Origin of the sequence: Legionella bononiensis (assembly GCF_016786215.1) — a bacterium.
GTDB lineage: Bacteria > Pseudomonadota > Gammaproteobacteria > Legionellales > Legionellaceae > Legionella > Legionella bononiensis.
In genome coordinates this window covers 153,883-173,891 of record NZ_JADOBG010000021.1, presented here as the reverse complement: position 1 = coordinate 173,891, position 20,009 = coordinate 153,883, and the positions used below count along the sequence as shown (strand labels likewise).

Here is a 20,009-nt window from a genome sequence, read left to right as displayed (position 1 = left end):
GGAGTCAGGGGTAACTTGATGCCCTCCTGAACGAAGGGATCTCATTCAAAGTGTTATTGTCACATTGAGGAGATCCCTCGTTTTACTCGGGATGACGCACTGATTGAATTGTTGTTCAACGGCTCACTATTTTGGTTATCGAGCCATTTTTCTAATGACTAAACCTGAGGTATAGAGAACAATTCCAGTTAAAATGAGGCTTAGTGTACGATGAATGTTAGGGGTTGATGCTGCATCATAAAGGAGTGCTTTGCCGGCAGCAAAACTTAAAACAATCAAAACTGATTTTGCCATGATCAGATCTTTTTTAATGTAGGAAAATGAAAGGACTATCAGGGCGTAGATAAGCCATGAAGTTGAAACGGCGAGGGAACCGTAATTAATGGTAATCTGATAAAGACCCATAATACACAATATGTGAGCTGCTGCCAGGATTGGGTATATATAGTTCTTGTTTGTATTGAGCGCGCTATGATGTTTTATAATGATATACCAGAGACTTAAAAACGAAGTCCAGGAAACAATTGCCCAGGAAGCATTAAATTGCATTGCCAGATGACTGAGCATATTCAGATATTCAATTCCTAAAATAGAAGATAACGCAATAATGGGAATAATTTTAATGTTATTTATATCTTTTAAGCATATTTGCTTATGGAGCAGGCTGTATCCTATAACAATGATAACAAACAGCCAGGGTTTGATGTCTGCGGGTAATAATTCCAGATAAATGGAGTGGAAGAAAACCAGTGTTACAAAGGTTAAAACGAGACCGCTACTGGACATTGTGCGATTGGGTGACCGTCTTTTAGCTGAAAGATTTAAAGCAACCAGCAAGGCTGCTGCAGCGATTGAAACTAATGACGCTAGAGCAGGATCGATTCGGCTGATGTAATAATATTCCATAGCGTAAAATACCAGCAGCACCGGAAATAAACTCCAGGACTCTTTTACTGTAAGCGCATTATGGGTAAGTCGAGTATAAAAATAGGTTGCCATAGAAAAAATAAGGAAATTAAGAGCCAGCGCACTCGCAATGATGGCATTCAGATGCAGATTCAACCCTATAAAGGCTGTAATCGAAATAGCTAAATAGGAAGAAATTACTGTTAAAGTTCGTGATTGCACCCATATCGATAGAGTGGCAAAAGTTAAAGAACAAATGATGAAGTAATACAGTGAGAAAAATGCATTATTATCGATATTGGTAACAAATGGAGCACTATAAGCGCCAATTGCAGCAATTACCGCATAAATATCATGCTTAAACTGAATGTAAAACCAAAGGGATATTCCTGTAATAATACAGGTTATGGCGATTACGGTTTGAAACGATATAAGATAATAAAATTGAAAAGCGGCAAAACAGGTCAGATATAAAATTGTAGAGCCTGCTGCAGGTAAAAAGCTTGCATATAATTTATCTGTATTCGATATTAAAATTCCGGCAGCAAACAGAGCCAATCCTAATAAAGAAGCAAGTCCCAGTTGTTTTTCATGAGTGAGCCAACCGGAATCAATGGACAGTTTAAAAATAAATCCAGCGGCCAGAATAAAGCATATGGAAGACACTACTCCAAGCAGGTTACCGGATATGGGTTTTGGAATCTCTTTTATCTCTTCCTGACCCGGTTCTTCAGCCGGTTGTTTATTAATTTTTAATTTGGTTTCAAGTGTCTCTATTCTTGACTGGATGTCTTCTAATTTTTTTTCTATCAATGGTGAATACATGAATTGGCCTGGTTTATTCGTTTTAGTTAATTTTAGAACACTATTAAGGTGTAGTGAAAGATATTTAATCAATGATTTTAAAAATATATTAAAAATGTACAAAAACCGAGTTTGGATGTATCTATTTCATTGAACAGGGATGATTGAATTAGTCTATTAAATTGGAAATTTCGTCATCCTGAGCACAGCGAAGGATCTCCCAATGCAGGCACAATGCCACAATCAGGAGATCCCTCATTGCATTCGGGATGACGTTCTTTTGAGCGTTTCGTCATCCTGAGCACAGCGAAGGATCTCCCAATGCAAGCACAATGCCACAATCAGGAGATCCCTCATTGCATTCGGGATGACGTTCTTTGATCCCTCGCTACGCTCGGGATGACGTGCGAGTAGTTACTCTTCATATCAATTTGTTAAAGGGACAAATGAATTATCTGTTTCAGTATTGAGATCGTCCAATTGCTCTTTCTCTCGTCCTAAAAACCTTAAGGGTTTACCGGCCATCACATGATTTTCAATTTGTTCCAAACTGATATTCTTGGTTTCGGGCATATAAAAATAGGTGTAAATCAGTCCCAGGAAACAAATCACAGCGTATAGGGCAAAAGTATAATCAATACCTAACATTTTTTGCAGAATGGGGAAACTGAAAATAACCACGGTGTTGAATGTCCAATTACTCATGGCAGATAATCCCATGCCTGCGCCACGTACATGCAATGGGAAAATTTCTGCCATTGAAATATGCGGAATGGGGCCTACGCTGATAGCAAATGAAAAGATATACACGGTCAAACAAATAACGGACAAATAAGGAAGCCATACTACCTGATTGACTGAAAACAGACATAAGGCAACCAGACTTAAGCAAGTACCCGCAAAACCAAATAGCAAAAGCTTACGACGACCTACTTTATCAACACAGAGTATGGCGATGATAGTCACTAATAAATTCACCAATCCAATACCCATAGTAGCTAATATTTGACCTGTTGTACTGTCCATGCCTAAATTTTTAAAAATTTCAGGAGCAAAATAAATCACTACATTAATGCCACTAAGCTGCTGCAAGCAAAATAAAACGGTTCCTAACATTAATACCGGCAACAAGGGTTTTTTAAATAATAATAACCAATTTCCTTGTTTTGGTTCATTAGCTAAAGTCATTTCAATTTCCATTAGCTCATGTTCAATATCACGACTCTGACGCAATTTCTTTAGTGATTTCGCCGCTGCATCACGTCGTCCTATACTGTATAACCATCTTGGCGATTCAGGCATAAATAAGATACCAATGCTTAACAACAATGCCGGCAAAGCACTTGAAGCAAACATGGCTCTCCAGGCCTGGTGCTCTATAAGAAGATAATTCACCGAATAGGAACAAACGATACCTATGGTCATCGCTAATTGATAAATCGCAACAACTGCCCCTCGTGCTTCAATCGCTGCGGTTTCAGCCAAATATAAAGGGGTCAGGACAGAAGCCATGCCAATTGCAAGTCCAAGAATTAATCGTGACACGACCAAAATCGAAATAGAATCTGCAAATCCGGCGCCCAAGGCACCAAAGAAAAAGAGGAATCCGGCAAAGGACAATAATGAACGTCGACCAAAACGTTTTATGCCCTTTGAGGCCATAAACATACCAATTAACATGGAACCAAACAAAGCCCCAAAAGGTAAAGCTGAGGCCATGATGCCAATGTGCGTGGCGGTCAGATCAAAATGATTTTTTACCAAATCCACTGAACCCGCAATAATACCTTCATCATAACCAAACAAAAATCCAGCTAAAGACCCAATAATCGCGACAATCCAAGCCATATCCTACTCCTTTAATAAATCCCTGCTAATACAAGTTCTACTTATTAACGTCCGTCTACAAATAAAACTACTATGCCACCTCACACACTATATAAGGCATGTTCTTTAAGAGTGAGTTGCGTTTATTAAGGTCTCGCTGAGCCATGATAATAAACAATAACCCGCTTTCACTGAACTTTATATAAATCATTACTTATCGAATGGCATAACTCCGTAATTAATGCCCATTCATTATTTTTGATTGCCTGATCAGGAACGATCCATGAACCGCCAACACAAGAAACATTAGGTAGAGCAAGATAATCTTGAAAATTCTCTTCATTGACACCACCAGTTGGACAAAATCGTACATCTGGAAAAGGGCCAAAAACAGCACGCAGCAACTGAATCCCGCCTACGGCAGCGGCAGGAAACAATTTGAAATGACGATAACCTAACTCCAAGCCTGCCATTAATTCGGAAACACTGGCTATCCCCGGTATCAGAGGAATTCGAGACTTCTGTCCAGCCATTAATAATGAATGAGTTTGTCCAGGACTAATCGCAAATTTTGCGCCTGCTTGAGTCACCCAATCCAATTGTTCAGGATTAATAACCGTACCAGCACCTATTAAGGCATCAGGAAAATTTCTGGTCAATAATTTAATGGCATCTAAAGCTACTGGTGTTCTTAAAGTAACCTCCAATACATTAACTCCACCAGCCAATATCGCCGAAGCCAAAGGAATGGCCTTATCCAAATCCCTTATAACAATAACCGGGATCACTTTTGACACGGAAAACACATTTTCCGCTGAAAGACCATCAGGAAACAACATCAAATTCTCCTTTTAGAGCGTGTTTCAGAGACGCTGCCGCCCCTAATATTCCCGGCTGTTCTGCCGTAATCATATAAGTAGGAATTAGAGCATTAAAATCGGTAAAGCGGCCTTTATCTTCAAAACAGGCTCTAAATTTACTCTTTTTTATCAATGAAATGAGTCGAGGCACAATTCCGCCAGCGATGTAGACACCACCAAAGGCACCATAAATTAATGCCAAATCTCCCGCGTAAGTTCCTAAACAGACAAAAAACTGCTCTACGGTCGCCTGAGCTATTGGACACTCCTGAGCCAAGGCTAATGAAATAATTTCTGCTGCTCTTAAAGGTGTTTTATCCTGCCCATTATAAGCAGCTATCGCTTTATATAAATTCTCCAAACCATGACCTGACAATAAACGTTCAAGCGATACATGCGAATAGTACTTTTTTAAATAGGTGTATATAAACCATTCCTGTTCCGATTTTGCTCCCCAATCTGCGTGTCCGCCTTCACCGGCATAAGCAGTATAAGTCTGATGATTTGGAACCAGATAAGCCACGCCTAATCCGGTGCCAGCCCCCAGAACCACGCGCACTTTATTGACATCCGAGTAACCAGTTCCAATCTGAATTACATCATGAGGCGACAATTCGGGTAAACTCATGGCGATGGCTGTGAAATCATTCATCACCCTTAGCTCAGTTAAATTCAATCTGTTTTTTAATTCCTGAATTGAGAATTGCCAATGACAATTGGTCATGCAAATCAAATCATCAATCACAGGACAGGCAATGGCTATTGCTACTCGTCTAAGCTCCTGCAATGAGTGTTGAGTCCGATAGGCAGTTAATACTGAATCAATATTACTGAACGAGGCACAAGGATAAATTTCAATTTTATCCATCTGCAAACTCACTAAATTCACACGACTGAATCGAGCAAAAGTGCCTCCAATATCAGCAACTATGGCATATTCTTTTAGATCATAAGCTGTCATAACGATATTGTTGTCCCATAAACAAACTACATGCGCCCTGTTCTGCCCCAGTAAACTGGGTTCTTAAACTCCCAAAAAGTTCACGTCCCATTCCGTGCACATGGTCATCTAAAGGTGGTAATGCGTTAATTCGTGTTGATAATGTTTCATCAGTTACCAAAATCTGCAAAATCCCACGATCACCATCTATGACCACCATATCTCCAGTTTCTATTTTAGCCAGTACACCTCCATCCATAGCTTCAGGAGTTACATGTATGGCTGCAGGTACTTTACCTGATGCACCGGACATACGACCATCAGTAATCAAGGCCACTTGATAACCTCTATCCATTAGAACCCCCAATTTCGGAGTCAATTGATGAAGCTCTGGCATACCGCAAGCTTTGGGACCCTGAAATCGAACCACAACGACACAATCTTTATTTAACAAGCCCTGATTAAAAAGCTGTTCAAACTCAGCCTGGCTGGAACACACAACAGCAGGTGCCTTAATAACACTTTTGCCTTCAGCAAGCCCTGATGTTTTAAATACAGCCCGACCTATATTACCGCTCAAAACTTGTAAGCCCCCTTGAGGTTTAAAGGGACTGGATACTGAAGTCAACACATCCTCATTGTTTGAACTCGTTGGACCGTCAACCCATACCAGCTGGTTATTCTCCAAAACAGGTTGTCTTGTATAGTGCTCCAGGCCAAAACCAACAACCGTATTCACGTCCTGATGCACTAAACCCGCTTCCAGCAAAGTTCGGATAAAATAAGCCATGCCCCCGGCTCTTTGAAAGTGATTGATATCCGCATGACCATTAGGATAAATTCGGGTAATTAGGGGAGTAACCTGTGATAGCTGTGCAAAATCATCCCAATTAACCGAGAATCCTGCCATTGAAGCAATAGCGATAAGATGCATGGTATGATTTGTTGAACCTCCGGAAGCTAATAACCCAACAATCCCATTAACAATGCTTTTTGCATCTATCATCTGCCCAATTGGCATGTAATTGTGTGTTAAATCAGTTAAAGCCAATACCTGAGCTGATGCAGCCTTGGTTAACTCATTTCTTAATAATGTATTGGGATTAACAAAGGAGGAACCAGGAAGTTGCAACCCCATCAACTCTATAATTAATTGATTTGAATTCGCCGTTCCATAAAAGGTGCAAGTCCCCGCGGAATGATAAGATTGAGCTTCGATATCCAGTAATGCATTCTTATCTGCTTTACCTTCAGCATATAACTGACGAACTCTGGCTTTCTCTTGATTTGAAATTCCAGACGGCATAGGGCCTGCTGGAACAAATACAAAGGGTAAATGTCCAAAACTCAAAGCAGCCATAAGCAAACCAGGTACTATTTTATCGCAGATCCCCAATAACAAACCGCCATCAAACATATTGTGAGATAAAGCAATCGCTACTGACATAGCAATGACATCACGGCTTAATAAACTTAACTCCATGCCAGGTTGTCCCTGAGTAATGCCATCACACATTGCAGGAACACCACCAGCAAACTGAGCAACACCACCTGAAGCGGTAATCGCTTCCTTAATCACATCAGGAAAAGAGACATAGGGTTGATGTGCAGATAACATGTCATTATAAGCAGAAATAATGGCAATATTCGCTTTACTTACTCCCCTTAAATTAACTTTATCCTGTCTAGCGCAGGCGGCAAATCCATGTGCCAGATTACCACAATGAAGAACACTCCTTTGTGGGCCTTTAACCCTGGCCTTGGAAATCTGTTCCAGATACATACTTCTGCTTCTCGCACTACGCGTACTTATATTTTCAGTAACCTGTGCTACAACGGGGTGCATATTAATTCCTTATTGGGGTGCATACATCACCTGAATATTGGCATTCTGATTATTTATAAAAGCACTAATCGGCATAACTTTAGGATTGTCATTTACCAGTGCCTGGCTAAACACAATACGTTTTTTTGGACCAACCAGATGGATGAAAATCATGCGACTGTTCAGTAGTCGTCTTTTAGATAAGGTAATTCGTTGATACGGTGCTGTTCTGGGATGAACCAAAAGCAGTGATTGCGCCTCATCATCCAAACCAGACTCCAGCTCATCACTGCATGGAAATAAGGAAGCAGTATGCCCATCCTCCCCCATACCTAAAATGACCACATCAAAGGTTGGCAATGAATCGATTAGAAGTTCAACTAGCTTTAGATTTTCTTCGATTTGAACTTGCTCGTTATACAAGCTAATAAATTGTGCCTGATGAGCTTTATATTGCAATAAAAAATCCTTCACTAATCGTTCATTCCGATCAGGATCATTAACACCTACGCAACGCTCATCAGCCAAAGTAATGGTGACTTTATCCCAGGGCAAATCTTTTTGTGCCAATAGTTTAAATAACTCAACAGGAGTTTTACCTCCGGAAACAACAAGATACGCTCGCCCTCTTAATGTGATGGCCTCACATAAACTATTTTTAATCTGATCTGCCAGATCACTATTTAACAGATTCGCATCGCTAAAACTATAGAGTTGCATTTCGATCATCCCAAATATGTGCCTGGCCATTAAATAACGTTCTAACTTCTTCAGGTCCCCAGGTTCCTGATGGGTAGGTATGAAGCGGGGCACCTTCTGCATCCCAAGAGTTTTTAATCGCATCAATCCATTTCCAGGCCTGCTCTATTTCTTCACGACTTACAAATAAATATTGATTACCTAACATCACTTCCAGGAGCAAACGCTCATAGGCATCTGCAATTCGTGGCGCATTGATCAATTGATTAAAATTCAGATCGAGTTTACTTTCAGCCAGAGCCAGATTTTCTCCAAGACCGGGAACTTTGCTCATAATACGCAACTCAAGACCTTCATCCGGCTGTAATCGTATAATTAATTGATTGGGCGGTAATTCCTTCTTGAATTGATTGAAAATATTATGCGGTTGATGTTTAAAATAAATAACGACTTCACTTTGTTTTTTTGCTAATCGTTTGCCAGTAAGCAAATAAAATGGCACACCAGACCATCGCCAACTGTCAATATATGCCTTTATTGCTACGAAGGTTTCGGTTACTGAATGGTGATCAGCCCCATGTTCTTCCAAATACCCGGGGATTATTTTATTTTCAATAACATTGCCTGCATACTGAGCCCGAACTGTGTGGTCTCGGACATTCGACTCATTGATTAGACGCAGGGATTTTAATACTTTTAATTTTTCACTGCGTATGTCTTCTGAGGAGAGACTTAAAGGAGGATCCATGGCGACCAGGGATAAAATCTGCAAAACATGATTTTGCAACATATCGCGTACTTGGCCTGATTTATCATAGTAGTCCCAACGCCCTTCAACACCTATTTCTTCAGCTACAGTGATTTCAACCTTATCGATTACCCGATGATCCCAATTGGATGAGAACATTGAATTGGCAAAACGAAGCACCAGAAGATTTAATACAGTTTCCTTACCCAGATAATGATCAATGCGATAAATCTGATGTTCAGAAAAAAACTGAGCAACCTCATCATTAATAGTTTTGGATGAAATGAGATTATGGCCAATTGGTTTTTCTAATACGACACGAGAAGGTTGCTCGGTTAAACCAATTCGAGCCAGCCCATGGCAGGCCTGGGCATATAAAAATGGAGGAATGGCAAAATAGGAAACAACCGTTCGTAAAGATGGATTAATATAATCAGTTAATTTTTGATAATCATCGGTTACCATCAAATCTAGAGAGCAATAACTCAATTTGGTAATAAAACGAGCCCACACTGTCTCGTCTATGGTTTCAGTTAACAGTCGCTGCACCCTGGATCGAATCAACTCCAGAAATTCTGCTGCTGTTAGATGTTCACGTCCACATCCAATAATCCGTGAATCAATATGAAGCAGACCAGCTCCTTCGAGATGATATAACGCGGGCAATAATTTACGGCAGGATAGATCACCTAACACACCAAATAAAATTAAATCACAAGGAGTATTTGAATTTGCGTTTTCAAGCATGTGTCATCCTAAACATTTTATTGGTTCATTTTTTTCAACAGAATCGAATCAATGTTACATCCATTCATGAACACCCTACATCAGTTTAGGGAAATGAACCGTTCCTAATTAAAGCACGATGTACAAAAAAACAAATCGAGGCGAAAGGGGTTTTAATGAGGGCGTAAAGACAACCTGAATGACCAAATTAAAATCCTTTTAACAAACAAATGGCAGTTTGTCATAATCCCCATGAAATTGCATCGATTTTACATCACTGCAAACAAGCGTCAATAACATTTAACATGTTTAAACACAAAATGAATTCAATCAAAGCACACTTCGGCACTCTATAAACGTGATTGTATCTCTTGACAGGGTCGATAGATCCTTATAAAGAAATACAATCAGTACCTCGACTAATCGACAAAATCCTGGAGAACACTGCTTGCAGCTACCGAAGGGGACTCCCACTGAGCTTTAAAACTGTCAAATACCAATTGAAGTTCTGTATCGTGTGGCGGCGTTGGATATCGGGAAATGAATGCCTTGGCATAAGGTTCGAGATTCAAGTGCTCGCATTCAATTCGAGCGCCATTAAAGGCCGCAAAAGCATGCTTGATAAACGCCGTCGTGTGAATAGGATTAGGGCTTGTCTGCCAAAACTCCGGTTGAAACCTTGGTCCTGGTTTCATCAGATTCTGACAAACAAATTGAATGGTCAACCGTTGAAGATGCAAAAGAGATAAATTAGACCCCGCGTAATACACTAATCCAGAATGAGACAATTTTGAATGATACAGTCCAATATCTAGCTCTCTACACCAGGTTTTCAGCAATAAATCAGGTATTCCGTTATCGTCCACCAGACAGCAAAATATCAACAAATTGCGCTCATGTAACGATAACTGGCCAATTTTTCTCTCAAGAATTTGCCAGGGTGTCTGACAGGCAAGTATATCGATGCAGGTTTTCGACTGCTCTTCTTCAAGTTGTTGAAACTGATTTTGATATTGGCTCAAATAACTGCTGTAATCAAAACCCGAGGAACTGCCAATAGATCGTTGTTTTCGGATTTGATGGCCAGCAAGCTGTAAAGCCAAAGGTTGTCTTTCAAGAGAGTTTGCAAGAGCCAAAGCAGCTTCTTTGTCACTCAGGCCTGTAAGTTGCTCCAGCAAACATAACGATTCCTCAGCGGTCATACCCTCAGAAAGATCGAGGAATTGATTCTTCTCCATACCACACAAGAGAGCAGATTCAGACAGAAATAAAACAGTTCCTTGATGCCCTTGCATACGGGGTACCCATTGGAAGATATGTTGAGTACCGATATTAGCGCCATCGAAAATCAGCAGCCAATCAGAATAGCTTTGCAACGTGTAGTGGATCTTTTCTGCAAGGATTTTCTCATAGTGTTTTGTTGATGAAGAACTGGCTAAGGTGTATCTTTGCTGCAATGTCGCTACATCAATTCTCAACTGCCTGCCAAATTCCTCCATCTCTGAAAGACAGGTTTCCGGGGATGCATTGATAAAATAAACGAAAGGTGGATCCACAGGAGTATCTTTATGAGCAGCACGAGCGTAGAGCATCCTAATGTGTAAGTATTGTTGTGCAAACTGAACAGCCAACTCTTTCTTTCCGCTTCCATGTGCACCGTTCAGTACTAAAATTTTACGCTCATTTTTTTGACTTCTAAGCAGCTCAAACATCGTCATCAATTTGCCTTCTCGAACAATGGAAGTCACATTAGCTTGAGGCAGTTTGTTGATGAACCGACTTGGAACCATACCGTTTTTACTTTGTAATGAATTGTCTTGCAACCAGGGGATCAGCGCTTTGATTTGCTGAATTCCTGGATTGAAAATGATGCACTCAAAACGAGCTTGCTCGTCAGGTCGTTCTACTAAATTGATGACTGTACTGTTTTCGAGCGGCATTCCACTGGAATGAAGCAACAACCCACGCTCAAAAACACATTGAAAATCTGCTGATACGCTTGGCTTCCAAAATTGAAACGCAACGCCACAATGTCTGGATAGCAACACTAAATGGCTGTTCGTGACCGGTGAGTTGGAACGGGCAAAATATCTTTGCCAATCTTCAAACTGTCGAAAAGGAGCATCGCAATCAAAAATGTCCTGCAACAACACAGAGCCTCTTTTATGCAAGTCGTTGACGAAATCCAAAAACGCATAACGATCTGTCAAAGCATATAAAGGATGTTCTTCAAGCCCTTGCACCCAAAGTACATTGCGAAGAGTACTGAACCATTTATCGTCTTTATTGCCTTTAATTATCGCAAAGGACGCCGCATTATCAAGCACTGAGACGCTAGAAGAAAATGCTATTGACGATGTTGAAATGGACGGAACACTGCTTGAAACTGAATGTTCTAAAGCCACAGCAGGAGCACTCTCCGGTACATAAAGTGAAGGTGTCCAACCCACTGCCTGAGCCTCGGCGTTTCTAAAACCACCCGTTATTGTTTCTGCGAGATCAGGAGCATCAATTGGCAGGTTTTTGTCTCTTTCAAACAAATGCATCCCGAAAGCAAACAGATCTTTTGCGGCCAGATACTGTTTATGGTGCAATGCAAGCTCGCCCCACTGACAGGCAAAATTTGCCAATAAAATGGTTACATCACGTGGCAAAACAAAAGATGAAGATTCAAATGCCAGTATCAATTTAGCGGTAAAAGCCAAAGCCTGAGGTATCAAGTAATAGTAAAGGTTTGTTTCAGCAACGCTGCCAGCGATTGAGCTATCCTGTGCGAAGTGTGAAAATGCAGAAATAACGGTCAAGATTGATGATGATAACTTCTCTGAAGTGTTAAGCTCACTCCACAGTATCTGCAGCGTGGTCTTGTGAATATAGATACACTCAGTAGCATCTGATTCCGGTGTAATCAACCCCTGAGAGAACAGTTCATCAGAAACCACTTCAAAATCATCCTGACTTGGAGAAACACACTCTGACAACTGCTGATTAAATCTCCTTAACAACACTATGGGCATTCTACGATTACCGAGTAAGCTGCATAACTGTAAAAGTCTTTGGCTATTTTGCGACAATCCAGACATGCTTTCGCTGAATATATCGAAAAGAGAGCGGTACGCTATTCTAACATCCATTACACTGTGCTGATCACGATCAAGGAACGACAGATTATTTTGATGTCTTTGCAAATAAGACTGATAAGTGCTGCATTCACTCCTTTTAGAATACGTTTGCCAGGCAATATAACCTCCTGCACAAACCAGAGCGTATGGAAGATTATCGAGATAATTAGCAAGCTTAAGCGCACCCTCGGGATCATTCAAGTGCGTCAAATGCTCAAGAAATTGCACGGCTTGTTCGTCAGTCATGCCCTTATTGAGATTAATACAGCGAGCATCATTCAAAAATCGTACATTTTGTGACAAATAAATAACATAACCATCTAAACCCGGAAGTGCTGGAATAAAGGGAGCAATACGTTCACGTTTTTCGACTCCCGTAAAAATAAGCATCCATCGTCCGGGATAATTTAGCAATTGCGTTTGAATGGCTTGCATTAGCATCGTTATAAACGCTCTTTCCTTATCAGGAGCATCAATTTTGTGATATAACAGTTTATAACTTTCTATATCAACGCCTAAGTTCTCTGCCAATGATTCACAATCACCTAACATCGACAGGATACTTTGTGTATTGATTACATAAGCAAAGCGTGGATTTTCTGTACCATCTTTAATAAACCTGCTGGCCATATCCATGGCTAATTCTTTTTTTCCAGTTTTGCTCGCTCCGACCAACGCCAACTCCCGAATGCCTTCTTTCTGGTTTGCAAGGCGCTCAAAAATTTCCTTAATCCTATCTTCACGAGAAAAATAATATTCCGCATTATAGATGGAGCACCAGGGGATAGGCTGCTGATGTTCAAGATTACCGGCCATAACCCATGGAATTAAAACGTTTTTTTGCTGTGGAGTCAGCTGATTTGGCAGAATGGTGTTTAACCGATTTTGACTGTCCTTAAAGACAGAAATAACGATCGGGTCTCTGTTTTCCGGCAGTACCTGATCAATCAATAGTGATTCAGTGCCTGGATAGTCTCCTTTGTATAAATGAAAAATGACACCCGTATGTTGTGAAAGAAGACGTAAATGTGGCACATCCAAAACCGCATTTGCGCCCTGAAAGACCATAAGCCAATCAGCAAGTGTATCAGTTCCATTACAGGCAAATAAATCTTTAAGGCTTTCTGGCTCGTGAAGATAAAGTTCGGATACCCATAGCACAAATTGTTTGTCATCAGCTATCCGGTACAAAACAGAGTCTTCCCTTTGACCTTGTACCCACAAAAATCTTCGTATACTGCTTAAACCTGTATTGTCATTACGATGGGGGGAAATTAACATATCGACTGCATCCTTTACAAACATTGCTTACTTCTGGAAATGCTGAACTTCAGGAGCTATCAGCAGCATCACTTCCAGTCTACGTAGAGAGACCTCTCTTTGAACATTCCTCACGTTGATGCATCATCCATTCGAAGATAAGGACCTATGAAAAAATGCGCCATTGTACTGGATTTTAAGATAATTAATAATACAACATTAAGTGTCACTCGATTTTCCTGCGAGGCGTTGAAAATGTACCTGCGCCATCCAAAGGAACTCCAGGTTCTCATACACTCAGAAGTCTGTTGTTGAGTTCCCAAAATACCTGCAACATTGCAAAACATGATTTTGCAACATATCACGTACTTGTCCTGGTTTATCCTAATAGTCCTAGCGCCCCTCAACACCTATTTCTTCAGCTACAATTATTTCAATCTTATCGATTACTCGATGATCCCAATTGGATGAGAACATAGAATTGGCAAAACGAAGCACGAGGAGATTTAATACTGTTTCCTTACCCAGATAATGATCAATGCGATAAATCTGATGTTCAGATAAAAACTGAACAACTTCATCATTAATTGTTTTCGATGAAATGAGATTATGCCCAATTGGTTTTTCTATTGTACGTGACTTCCTAAACACAATTGTTTATAATTTGCCCATATTTGAATGGGGACATATACCCTAGCAAGGAATAACTCATGACAACGATTTTCCACGAGTATATAAAAAAAATACGAATCACACCTCAAGAAACATTAATAAAACAGAAGTCGGAATGTTTAGCAGAAATTCGCCAAAGCTTGTTATCAGATCAGAAGCAGCCAGTAAATACGCGTGCCATTAACTCCACAAAATATAGCTCAATGGAATCCACCCCTCGTATTTTTGGATCAAAACCTCAAGAAATTACTCCATTACAAATGGCAATTCAGTATACCAGTGATAGCTTGTGTCAATCACAAGAAAAGCAAGCTTGTTTACAAGAAGTGATAAAGCTGTATTTGGAGTATTCAGATTTAACGGTGCCAGGAGAATATGGTCACGCTTTAATTTACGCTGCCATGTATTCAGGATGTGGCACCGAAGTGATAAAAAATATCATTACAAAAAATCCTGAGTTGGTTTCAACAATGTCCACCGATGGCAGTTACCCTCTCAATATTGCTGCTTGTTATGATAAACAAGGTGATTGTATTGAAGTGCTGCTTAAAGAAGGCAAAGCGGATCCAAACACCAAAACCCGTTCAGACGGTTGGACACCATTGCATCAGGCCGTTTATTCAATCAATAAGGCGGGTGTATGTTTATTGATGCAGTATGGTGCAAATAAAGATGAAACGGATACACATGGCAGAAAAGCAACGGAGTTGAAGCATAGTTATTCCTCTGGTATAGCAGCCAGAGAACATCTGCGACTTAGCGAGCAGGATTATTTTGCAGCGAAAGCCGAAATGGATGCAAAAAAAAGAATATATGACCCAATTCATCAAGAAATCATAGAATTTATTAAACAATTTAGATCAGAAGAAAAAGATAGATTAGATATGCTGTCACCGAAGGAAATTGTAGTTGTGCAAGGCGTTGATGCGACTGGAAGGAGTCAGCAGTCTATGCCGACAACTTCAAACGAACATTTAAATGACTTGATTCGCAAGTTACATTTCCTTCCATCAGAAGAACAAATGAGTAAGCTGCGTGATCTGAATCAAGAAAAACTAGCGCAGCAAAACGATTTAATCAATATCGAGCCCCTACCCGCTTTATTATCCAGACTACAATCTTTAAGAAAAAAGCGAGATCTATTTAAACAAGGTCCTGCCTGGCATGCCGCAAATGATTTAATCAATTCGATAGAACATGCCGTCATCGACCATCTCATAGTGCCCGAATCCAGTCAAATCGAGCCGTTTAAAGATCATTGCACTAATGCGATTGCAAAAGCAAAAGTGAGTGAACTGGCAAATCACCGAGGATGGAAAGAGGCATTGGAAAATATTGCGCTTATTGTTCTTTCTTTTGGGATTCTTGCCTTGCCTGTTATTGCCACACGTCTATGTACGGGAAATTGGTTTTTCAAAAGTAAAACGGACAGTATTGAACAAGTGGAAGAACTCCATGAAACGATCAAGAAGATATCTTGATGGTTCTGCAAACTTACAGAAAAATCACTGTTAAACACATATAACCCCCTTCGAAATGAACTAGGCAGAGTATTCTGCAATCGTATGAAACATTCAACGAGTGTCAAAACTCCAGGTTCGCGAACAAACCTGGAGTGTAGTCTTTATTGGCTCAAATAATCGGTAACATTGCAAAACTCCATTTTTATGCTATATCAAATAAAGATACTTTATTTATTAAGATCTCAACTACTTATAAGCCACAACCTCTAGAAGGTCATAATCAGGAGCAAACAATGCTTAATAAACGATTTTCAGAACGACTTAATAAGGAGCTTGACAGTATAGGAGTCCCCGAATCCACAACTGAGCGCATAGAGGTTCTTTCCAAGCTGATTAAAATACCCAAATTTAAAGCCGAGGCACTTCTTAATGGCATTACAAGTCCTGATGAAACAGTGTTACAAACTCTTGCACAAGAACTTGAAGTGAATGCGGATTGGTTGCTTGGTAAAAGCGATTCAAAATCAGGGGCACACTAAAAACCTAACCATGGAAACGATGGCTTAAACTAATGGGTTTTGCGTGTTTCGCAATATATTCAATAATTTTTCCAGCAATATTGATACCTGTTGTTTTTTCAATGCCTTCAAGACCGGGAGATGAATTAATCTCCAATACTAATGGTCCATGATTCGAACGAATCAAATCTACTCCCGCCACTTTTAAACCCATAGTTTTTGCAGCACTTACTGCAATTGCTCGCTCTTGGGGCGACAATTTAACTTTAACGCCTTTTCCTCCCTGATGTACATTAGCGCGAAATTCGCCTTCTTTTGCTTGACGCTTCATGGCAGCAACTACTTTTTCGCCTATAACAAAGCAGCGTATGTCAGTACCTCGGGATTCTTCAATAAATTCCTGAACCAGTATATTGGCATGCATTTCTTTAAACGCATTGATAATGCTTACCGCAGATTGGTGGCTGTCGGCCAGTATTACACCTTTGCCTTGAGTGCCTTCTAACAATTTGATTACCAGAGGCGCACCGCCTACCATATGAATTAAGTCTTCCGTATCATCGGGTGATTGGGCAAAACTGGTCAAAGGCATAGGGATGCCTTTCCGAGCCAATAGCTGTAAAGACCTAAATTTGTCCCTTGAACGTGAAATGGCTATAGATTCATTTAAAGTATACATACCCATAGTTTCCATATGGCGTAATACTGCTGTTCCGTAATACGTCGTAGATGCGCCAATTCGTGGGATCACTGCATCAAACTGAGGCAGGGAAGAACCACCCCGATAGTGAACTTTAGGATTTGAAGCAGCAACATTCATATAGCAATATAAGGGATTAATAATTTTAACCTCATGACCAGCCGCTTCCCCTTCAGCTTTTAAGCGCTTGTGCGAATATAAATGTGGGTTAGTGGCTAAAATTGCAATTTTCATGAATCAATAGTTCCTCAATTATTTTTATTATGTATGTAATAAAGCCTAGTTTAAAAATTATAAATTCTCATCCCGGTGTACCGAAATTAAAGAATTAAATTTTATAAGCAATGAATTTATAAACTTGAACTTTTAAAGTTCCTGATAGCATCAACAGAGCTTTGTAACGAACTATGAGACTAACAACATATAATCCTTAGCTAACAAGTCTGCATGATGCGGAGTGGTAAAAAATGCGTTTAACTCTCCCTGTGGATTAAATAACATTACTGCTCCACTATGCTGAACATCATAATTTTTAGGATCTTCACTCTCTTTATTGATTACTTTCGCGTAAGCAATACCCATTTCTCTGGTCATGAGTTTGATGGTAGATTCTTCCCCTCGTGCACCATAAAAAGTACTGTTGAACGATTTGACGTAACCGTTCAATTTATCCAGGCTATCACGCTCAGGATCTATAGAGATCATCACGACTTTAGGTAAATTCTTTACGCCTTTTTCCTCAAGAATTCGATACATTTTACCCAATTCCGCCATAGTAGTTGGGCAAAGGTATCCACAATTAGTAAAACCAAAAAAGACTAATGTCCATTGGCCTTGCAGGCTGTTGTTATCAAAGGTCTGTTGATCCGTACCTGTCAAACTGAATTGATTGACCGTTCTGGGATTCTCAAGATAAGTTCCATGAAACTGGGCTGCATCAATTTTTTTCTTAAAATGCAGATGTTGCGAGACAAAAATTCCAGCGAATAAACTGGCCAGGGCCAATAAAATGGTAACAGTTAAAGTAACACCTTTTAATTTTATACTCATTTTAACCCCTTACAGATAGTGATCTATCAATAAAAAAACAAATAATACCATCAGATACACAATAGAGAATCTAAAGGTTTGCATTGCAACTACAGGTTTTTCAGTACTAAATAATTTATGGGCCCAGAACAAAAACCGTGCACCCAGAATCAATGCACCTATCAAATAGAAAAGACCGCTCATTCCAACAACAAACGGTAATATACTTACCACCAATAACAATATTGTATACAAATAAACATTCAATTTGGTGAATTGTATACCGTGAGTTACTGGGAGCATAGGTATTTGAGCATGTTGATATTCTTCAAAACGATAAATTGCTAAAGCCCAAAAATGAGGCGGGGTCCAGGTAAAGATGATTAATACCAATAATAAAGCGTGCGGATCCAACTGATTCGTTACAGCAGTCCATCCTAATAAAGGAGGTGCTGCGCCAGCCAGTCCACCGATGACTATATTTTGTGAGGTGGCTCTTTTTAAATACCCGGTATAAACGCCAGCATAACCGATTAACGTAACAAAAGTAAGCAAGGCTGTTAACTTATTCACAAATACACTAAGTACGGTTAAGCCCAGAACACCAATAATAACAGCGAACCAAAGAGCCTGGCTGACTGAAACCCGACCATGGGCTACTGGTCGTTTTCTTGTTCTGGCCATAATCGAATCAATATGCCTGTCCACCAAATGATTAATAGCCGCGGCACTGCCAGCACACAAACCAACTCCAGTTAAAGTAAAACCTATTAAAGACAAATCTATCCAACCTGGAGCAGCCAGATACATACCAACTACTACCGTTAACAGCATGAGCAAAACCACTCGAGGCTTACACAGCTCGATATAATCCCGCCAATCTGCAGTTGGCTGTGTCACTAGCTCAGCAACCATAATCCAACTCCTTTCGTGTAAAATGCAACATACTAAACACTGTAGCCAATAGTAATGCTGCGACCCCATTATGAGCAACTGCCACTGATAAGGGCAGTAAATACAATACGTTCAAAATACCCAGGCTAAATTGAAGTACAACCAACAGTATTAGAAATAAAGCGGATATTTTTAAATATCGGGAACTTGACTTGCCCAGAATTAACATTGAAAGCAGCACAAGATAACACGCAGTTAAAACTGCTCCGACTCGGTGAATCAATTGAATACTTACTCGAACCTCGTTATCCAATAAACCACCTTGATAATTGGCGCCAACAGGTGCAAATAAATTAAATCCCTTAGCAAAATGTAACTCAGGTAACCACTGTCCATTACACATCGGAAATCCGATACAGGAAATACCTGCATAATTTGAACTGACCCAACCGCCAAGAGCAATTTGGCAAAAGGCAATAAAAACCCCCAAACGGATCCACAAACGCCACTGAGCTAAATCCTGTCCTTTTAATGAACTGATTTGAAGACGAAACCGGCATAAACAGGCAAATATTAACATCCCACCCAAAAGATGCCCCATAACGACCACGGGAAGTAATTTTAAGGTTACTGTCCACATCCCTAGAGCCGCTTGAAAAACCACCAAGATCATTAAAGCCAAAGGCAGATGCCAGGGAATAACCATTCCTTGTATTTTTTTACGTAATACACTCATTCCAATAAAAAATATTAACAGCCCAAGAGTACCTGCAGCATATCGATGAGCCATTTCAGTCCAGGCTTTCCTGGTTTCAATAGGAATATGGGGAAATTGGGTTTGCGCTTCCTGCAAACCTGAATGAGCAGAAGGCAACACCATACGCCCATAACAGCCAGGCCAGTCCGGGCAACCTAGACCTGCATCAGTTAATCGAGTATAGGCTCCGAGCATAACAACAAATAAAGCGAGTGCAATACTCAAGCTGGCCGCGATTCGTATGGAATTATTCTGCATC

14 protein-coding genes and 1 pseudogene are annotated in these 20,009 nt (G+C 40.2%); 2 read left to right on the top strand and 13 right to left on the bottom strand.

The features are described 5' to 3' along the window. Nucleotides 1-135: 135 nt before the first annotated feature. The 9 genes and pseudogenes from IZU94_RS13345 to IZU94_RS18450 form a co-directional block, all read right to left on the bottom strand. Nucleotides 136-1,731, bottom strand: coding sequence for a DUF2339 domain-containing protein (locus tag IZU94_RS13345; protein ID WP_203111331.1), 1,596 nt, complete (start codon nt 1,729-1,731; stop codon nt 136-138). Nucleotides 1,732-2,136: 405 nt separating this feature from the next. Beyond that, nucleotides 2,137-3,558: a sugar porter family MFS transporter gene (locus IZU94_RS13340; RefSeq protein WP_203111323.1), complete on the bottom strand. Its 1,422-nt coding sequence runs from the start codon at nt 3,556-3,558 to the stop codon at nt 2,137-2,139. Nucleotides 3,559-3,725: 167 nt separating this feature from the next. Then, nucleotides 3,726-4,376, bottom strand: coding sequence for a bifunctional 4-hydroxy-2-oxoglutarate aldolase/2-dehydro-3-deoxy-phosphogluconate aldolase (locus IZU94_RS13335; protein ID WP_203111320.1), 651 nt, complete (start codon nt 4,374-4,376; stop codon nt 3,726-3,728). Continuing rightward, nucleotides 4,363-5,358 carry a glucokinase gene (gene glk, locus IZU94_RS13330; RefSeq protein ID WP_203111317.1) on the bottom strand — a complete coding sequence of 332 codons (996 nt, stop codon included), beginning with the start codon at nt 5,356-5,358 and terminating at the stop codon, nt 4,363-4,365. The genes IZU94_RS13335 and glk overlap by 14 nt, the downstream gene beginning before the upstream one ends. Then, nucleotides 5,345-7,183, bottom strand: a complete 1,839-nt coding sequence (edd, locus tag IZU94_RS13325; RefSeq protein WP_203111314.1) for a phosphogluconate dehydratase — start codon at nt 7,181-7,183, stop codon at nt 5,345-5,347. The genes glk and edd overlap by 14 nt, the downstream gene beginning before the upstream one ends. 9 nt (nt 7,184-7,192) lie before the next feature. Further along, the gene (gene pgl / locus IZU94_RS13320) at nt 7,193-7,882 is read right to left on the bottom strand and encodes a 6-phosphogluconolactonase (RefSeq protein ID WP_203111311.1); all 690 of its coding nucleotides are present in this window, start codon (nt 7,880-7,882) and stop codon (nt 7,193-7,195) included. After that, complete coding sequence (gene zwf, locus IZU94_RS13315) at nt 7,869-9,356, bottom strand: glucose-6-phosphate dehydrogenase (RefSeq protein ID WP_203111307.1); 1,488 nt, start codon at nt 9,354-9,356, stop codon at nt 7,869-7,871. Before zwf ends, pgl begins: the two co-directional genes overlap by 14 nt. A 398-nt stretch (nt 9,357-9,754) precedes the next feature. Beyond that, nucleotides 9,755-13,762 (bottom strand): tetratricopeptide repeat-containing protein, encoded by a 4,008-nt coding sequence (locus tag IZU94_RS13310; RefSeq protein WP_203111305.1) that lies wholly within the window; start codon nt 13,760-13,762, stop codon nt 9,755-9,757. A gap of 351 nt (nt 13,763-14,113) precedes the next feature. Continuing rightward, a pseudogene (locus IZU94_RS18450) lies at nt 14,114-14,347 on the bottom strand (glucose-6-phosphate dehydrogenase); the annotation flags it as partial. A gap of 80 nt (nt 14,348-14,427) precedes the next feature. On the opposite strand from IZU94_RS18450, the gene IZU94_RS13300 reads away from it, so the two are divergent. Then, nucleotides 14,428-15,870, top strand: a complete 1,443-nt coding sequence (locus IZU94_RS13300) for an ankyrin repeat domain-containing protein (protein WP_203111302.1) — start codon at nt 14,428-14,430, stop codon at nt 15,868-15,870. Nucleotides 15,871-16,145: 275 nt separating this feature from the next. Then, nucleotides 16,146-16,391, top strand: a complete 246-nt coding sequence (locus IZU94_RS13295) for a hypothetical protein (RefSeq protein ID WP_058472372.1) — start codon at nt 16,146-16,148, stop codon at nt 16,389-16,391. Nucleotides 16,392-16,395: 4 nt separating this feature from the next. Here IZU94_RS13295 and rimK read toward each other — a convergent pair whose 3' ends face one another. The 4 genes from rimK to IZU94_RS13275 form a co-directional block, all read right to left on the bottom strand. After that, nucleotides 16,396-17,304, bottom strand: a complete 909-nt coding sequence (gene rimK / locus IZU94_RS13290; RefSeq protein ID WP_203111299.1) for a 30S ribosomal protein S6--L-glutamate ligase — start codon at nt 17,302-17,304, stop codon at nt 16,396-16,398. A gap of 171 nt (nt 17,305-17,475) precedes the next feature. After that, nucleotides 17,476-18,120: an SCO family protein gene (locus IZU94_RS13285; RefSeq protein ID WP_203111296.1), complete on the bottom strand. Its 645-nt coding sequence runs from the start codon at nt 18,118-18,120 to the stop codon at nt 17,476-17,478. Nucleotides 18,121-18,129: 9 nt separating this feature from the next. Next, nucleotides 18,130-19,014: a heme o synthase gene (gene cyoE, locus IZU94_RS13280; protein ID WP_203111294.1), complete on the bottom strand. Its 885-nt coding sequence runs from the start codon at nt 19,012-19,014 to the stop codon at nt 18,130-18,132. Next, complete coding sequence (locus IZU94_RS13275) at nt 19,004-20,008, bottom strand: COX15/CtaA family protein (RefSeq protein ID WP_203111292.1); 1,005 nt, start codon at nt 20,006-20,008, stop codon at nt 19,004-19,006. Before IZU94_RS13275 ends, cyoE begins: the two co-directional genes overlap by 11 nt. Between the last annotated feature and the right edge of the window lies 1 nt (nt 20,009).

Excerpts from the sequence above, each read along its gene's own strand:
- IZU94_RS13345 (WP_203111331.1), bottom strand. The coding sequence starts at position 1,731 with ATGTATTCACCATTGATAGAAAAAAAATTAGAAGACATCCAGTCAAGA.
- IZU94_RS13340 (WP_203111323.1), bottom strand. The coding sequence starts at position 3,558 with ATGGCTTGGATTGTCGCGATTATTGGGTCTTTAGCTGGATTTTTGTTT.
- IZU94_RS13335 (WP_203111320.1), bottom strand. The coding sequence starts at position 4,376 with ATGTTGTTTCCTGATGGTCTTTCAGCGGAAAATGTGTTTTCCGTGTCA.
- glk (WP_203111317.1), bottom strand. The coding sequence starts at position 5,358 with ATGACAGCTTATGATCTAAAAGAATATGCCATAGTTGCTGATATTGGA.
- edd (WP_203111314.1), bottom strand. The coding sequence starts at position 7,183 with ATGCACCCCGTTGTAGCACAGGTTACTGAAAATATAAGTACGCGTAGT.
- pgl (WP_203111311.1), bottom strand. The coding sequence starts at position 7,882 with ATGCAACTCTATAGTTTTAGCGATGCGAATCTGTTAAATAGTGATCTG.
- zwf (WP_203111307.1), bottom strand. The coding sequence starts at position 9,356 with ATGCTTGAAAACGCAAATTCAAATACTCCTTGTGATTTAATTTTATTT.
- IZU94_RS13310 (WP_203111305.1), bottom strand. The coding sequence starts at position 13,762 with ATGTTTGTAAAGGATGCAGTCGATATGTTAATTTCCCCCCATCGTAAT.
- IZU94_RS13300 (WP_203111302.1), top strand. The coding sequence starts at position 14,428 with ATGACAACGATTTTCCACGAGTATATAAAAAAAATACGAATCACACCT.
- IZU94_RS13295 (WP_058472372.1), top strand. The coding sequence starts at position 16,146 with ATGCTTAATAAACGATTTTCAGAACGACTTAATAAGGAGCTTGACAGT.
- rimK (WP_203111299.1), bottom strand. The coding sequence starts at position 17,304 with ATGAAAATTGCAATTTTAGCCACTAACCCACATTTATATTCGCACAAG.
- IZU94_RS13285 (WP_203111296.1), bottom strand. The coding sequence starts at position 18,120 with ATGAGTATAAAATTAAAAGGTGTTACTTTAACTGTTACCATTTTATTG.
- cyoE (WP_203111294.1), bottom strand. The coding sequence starts at position 19,014 with ATGGTTGCTGAGCTAGTGACACAGCCAACTGCAGATTGGCGGGATTAT.
- IZU94_RS13275 (WP_203111292.1), bottom strand. The coding sequence starts at position 20,008 with ATGCAGAATAATTCCATACGAATCGCGGCCAGCTTGAGTATTGCACTC.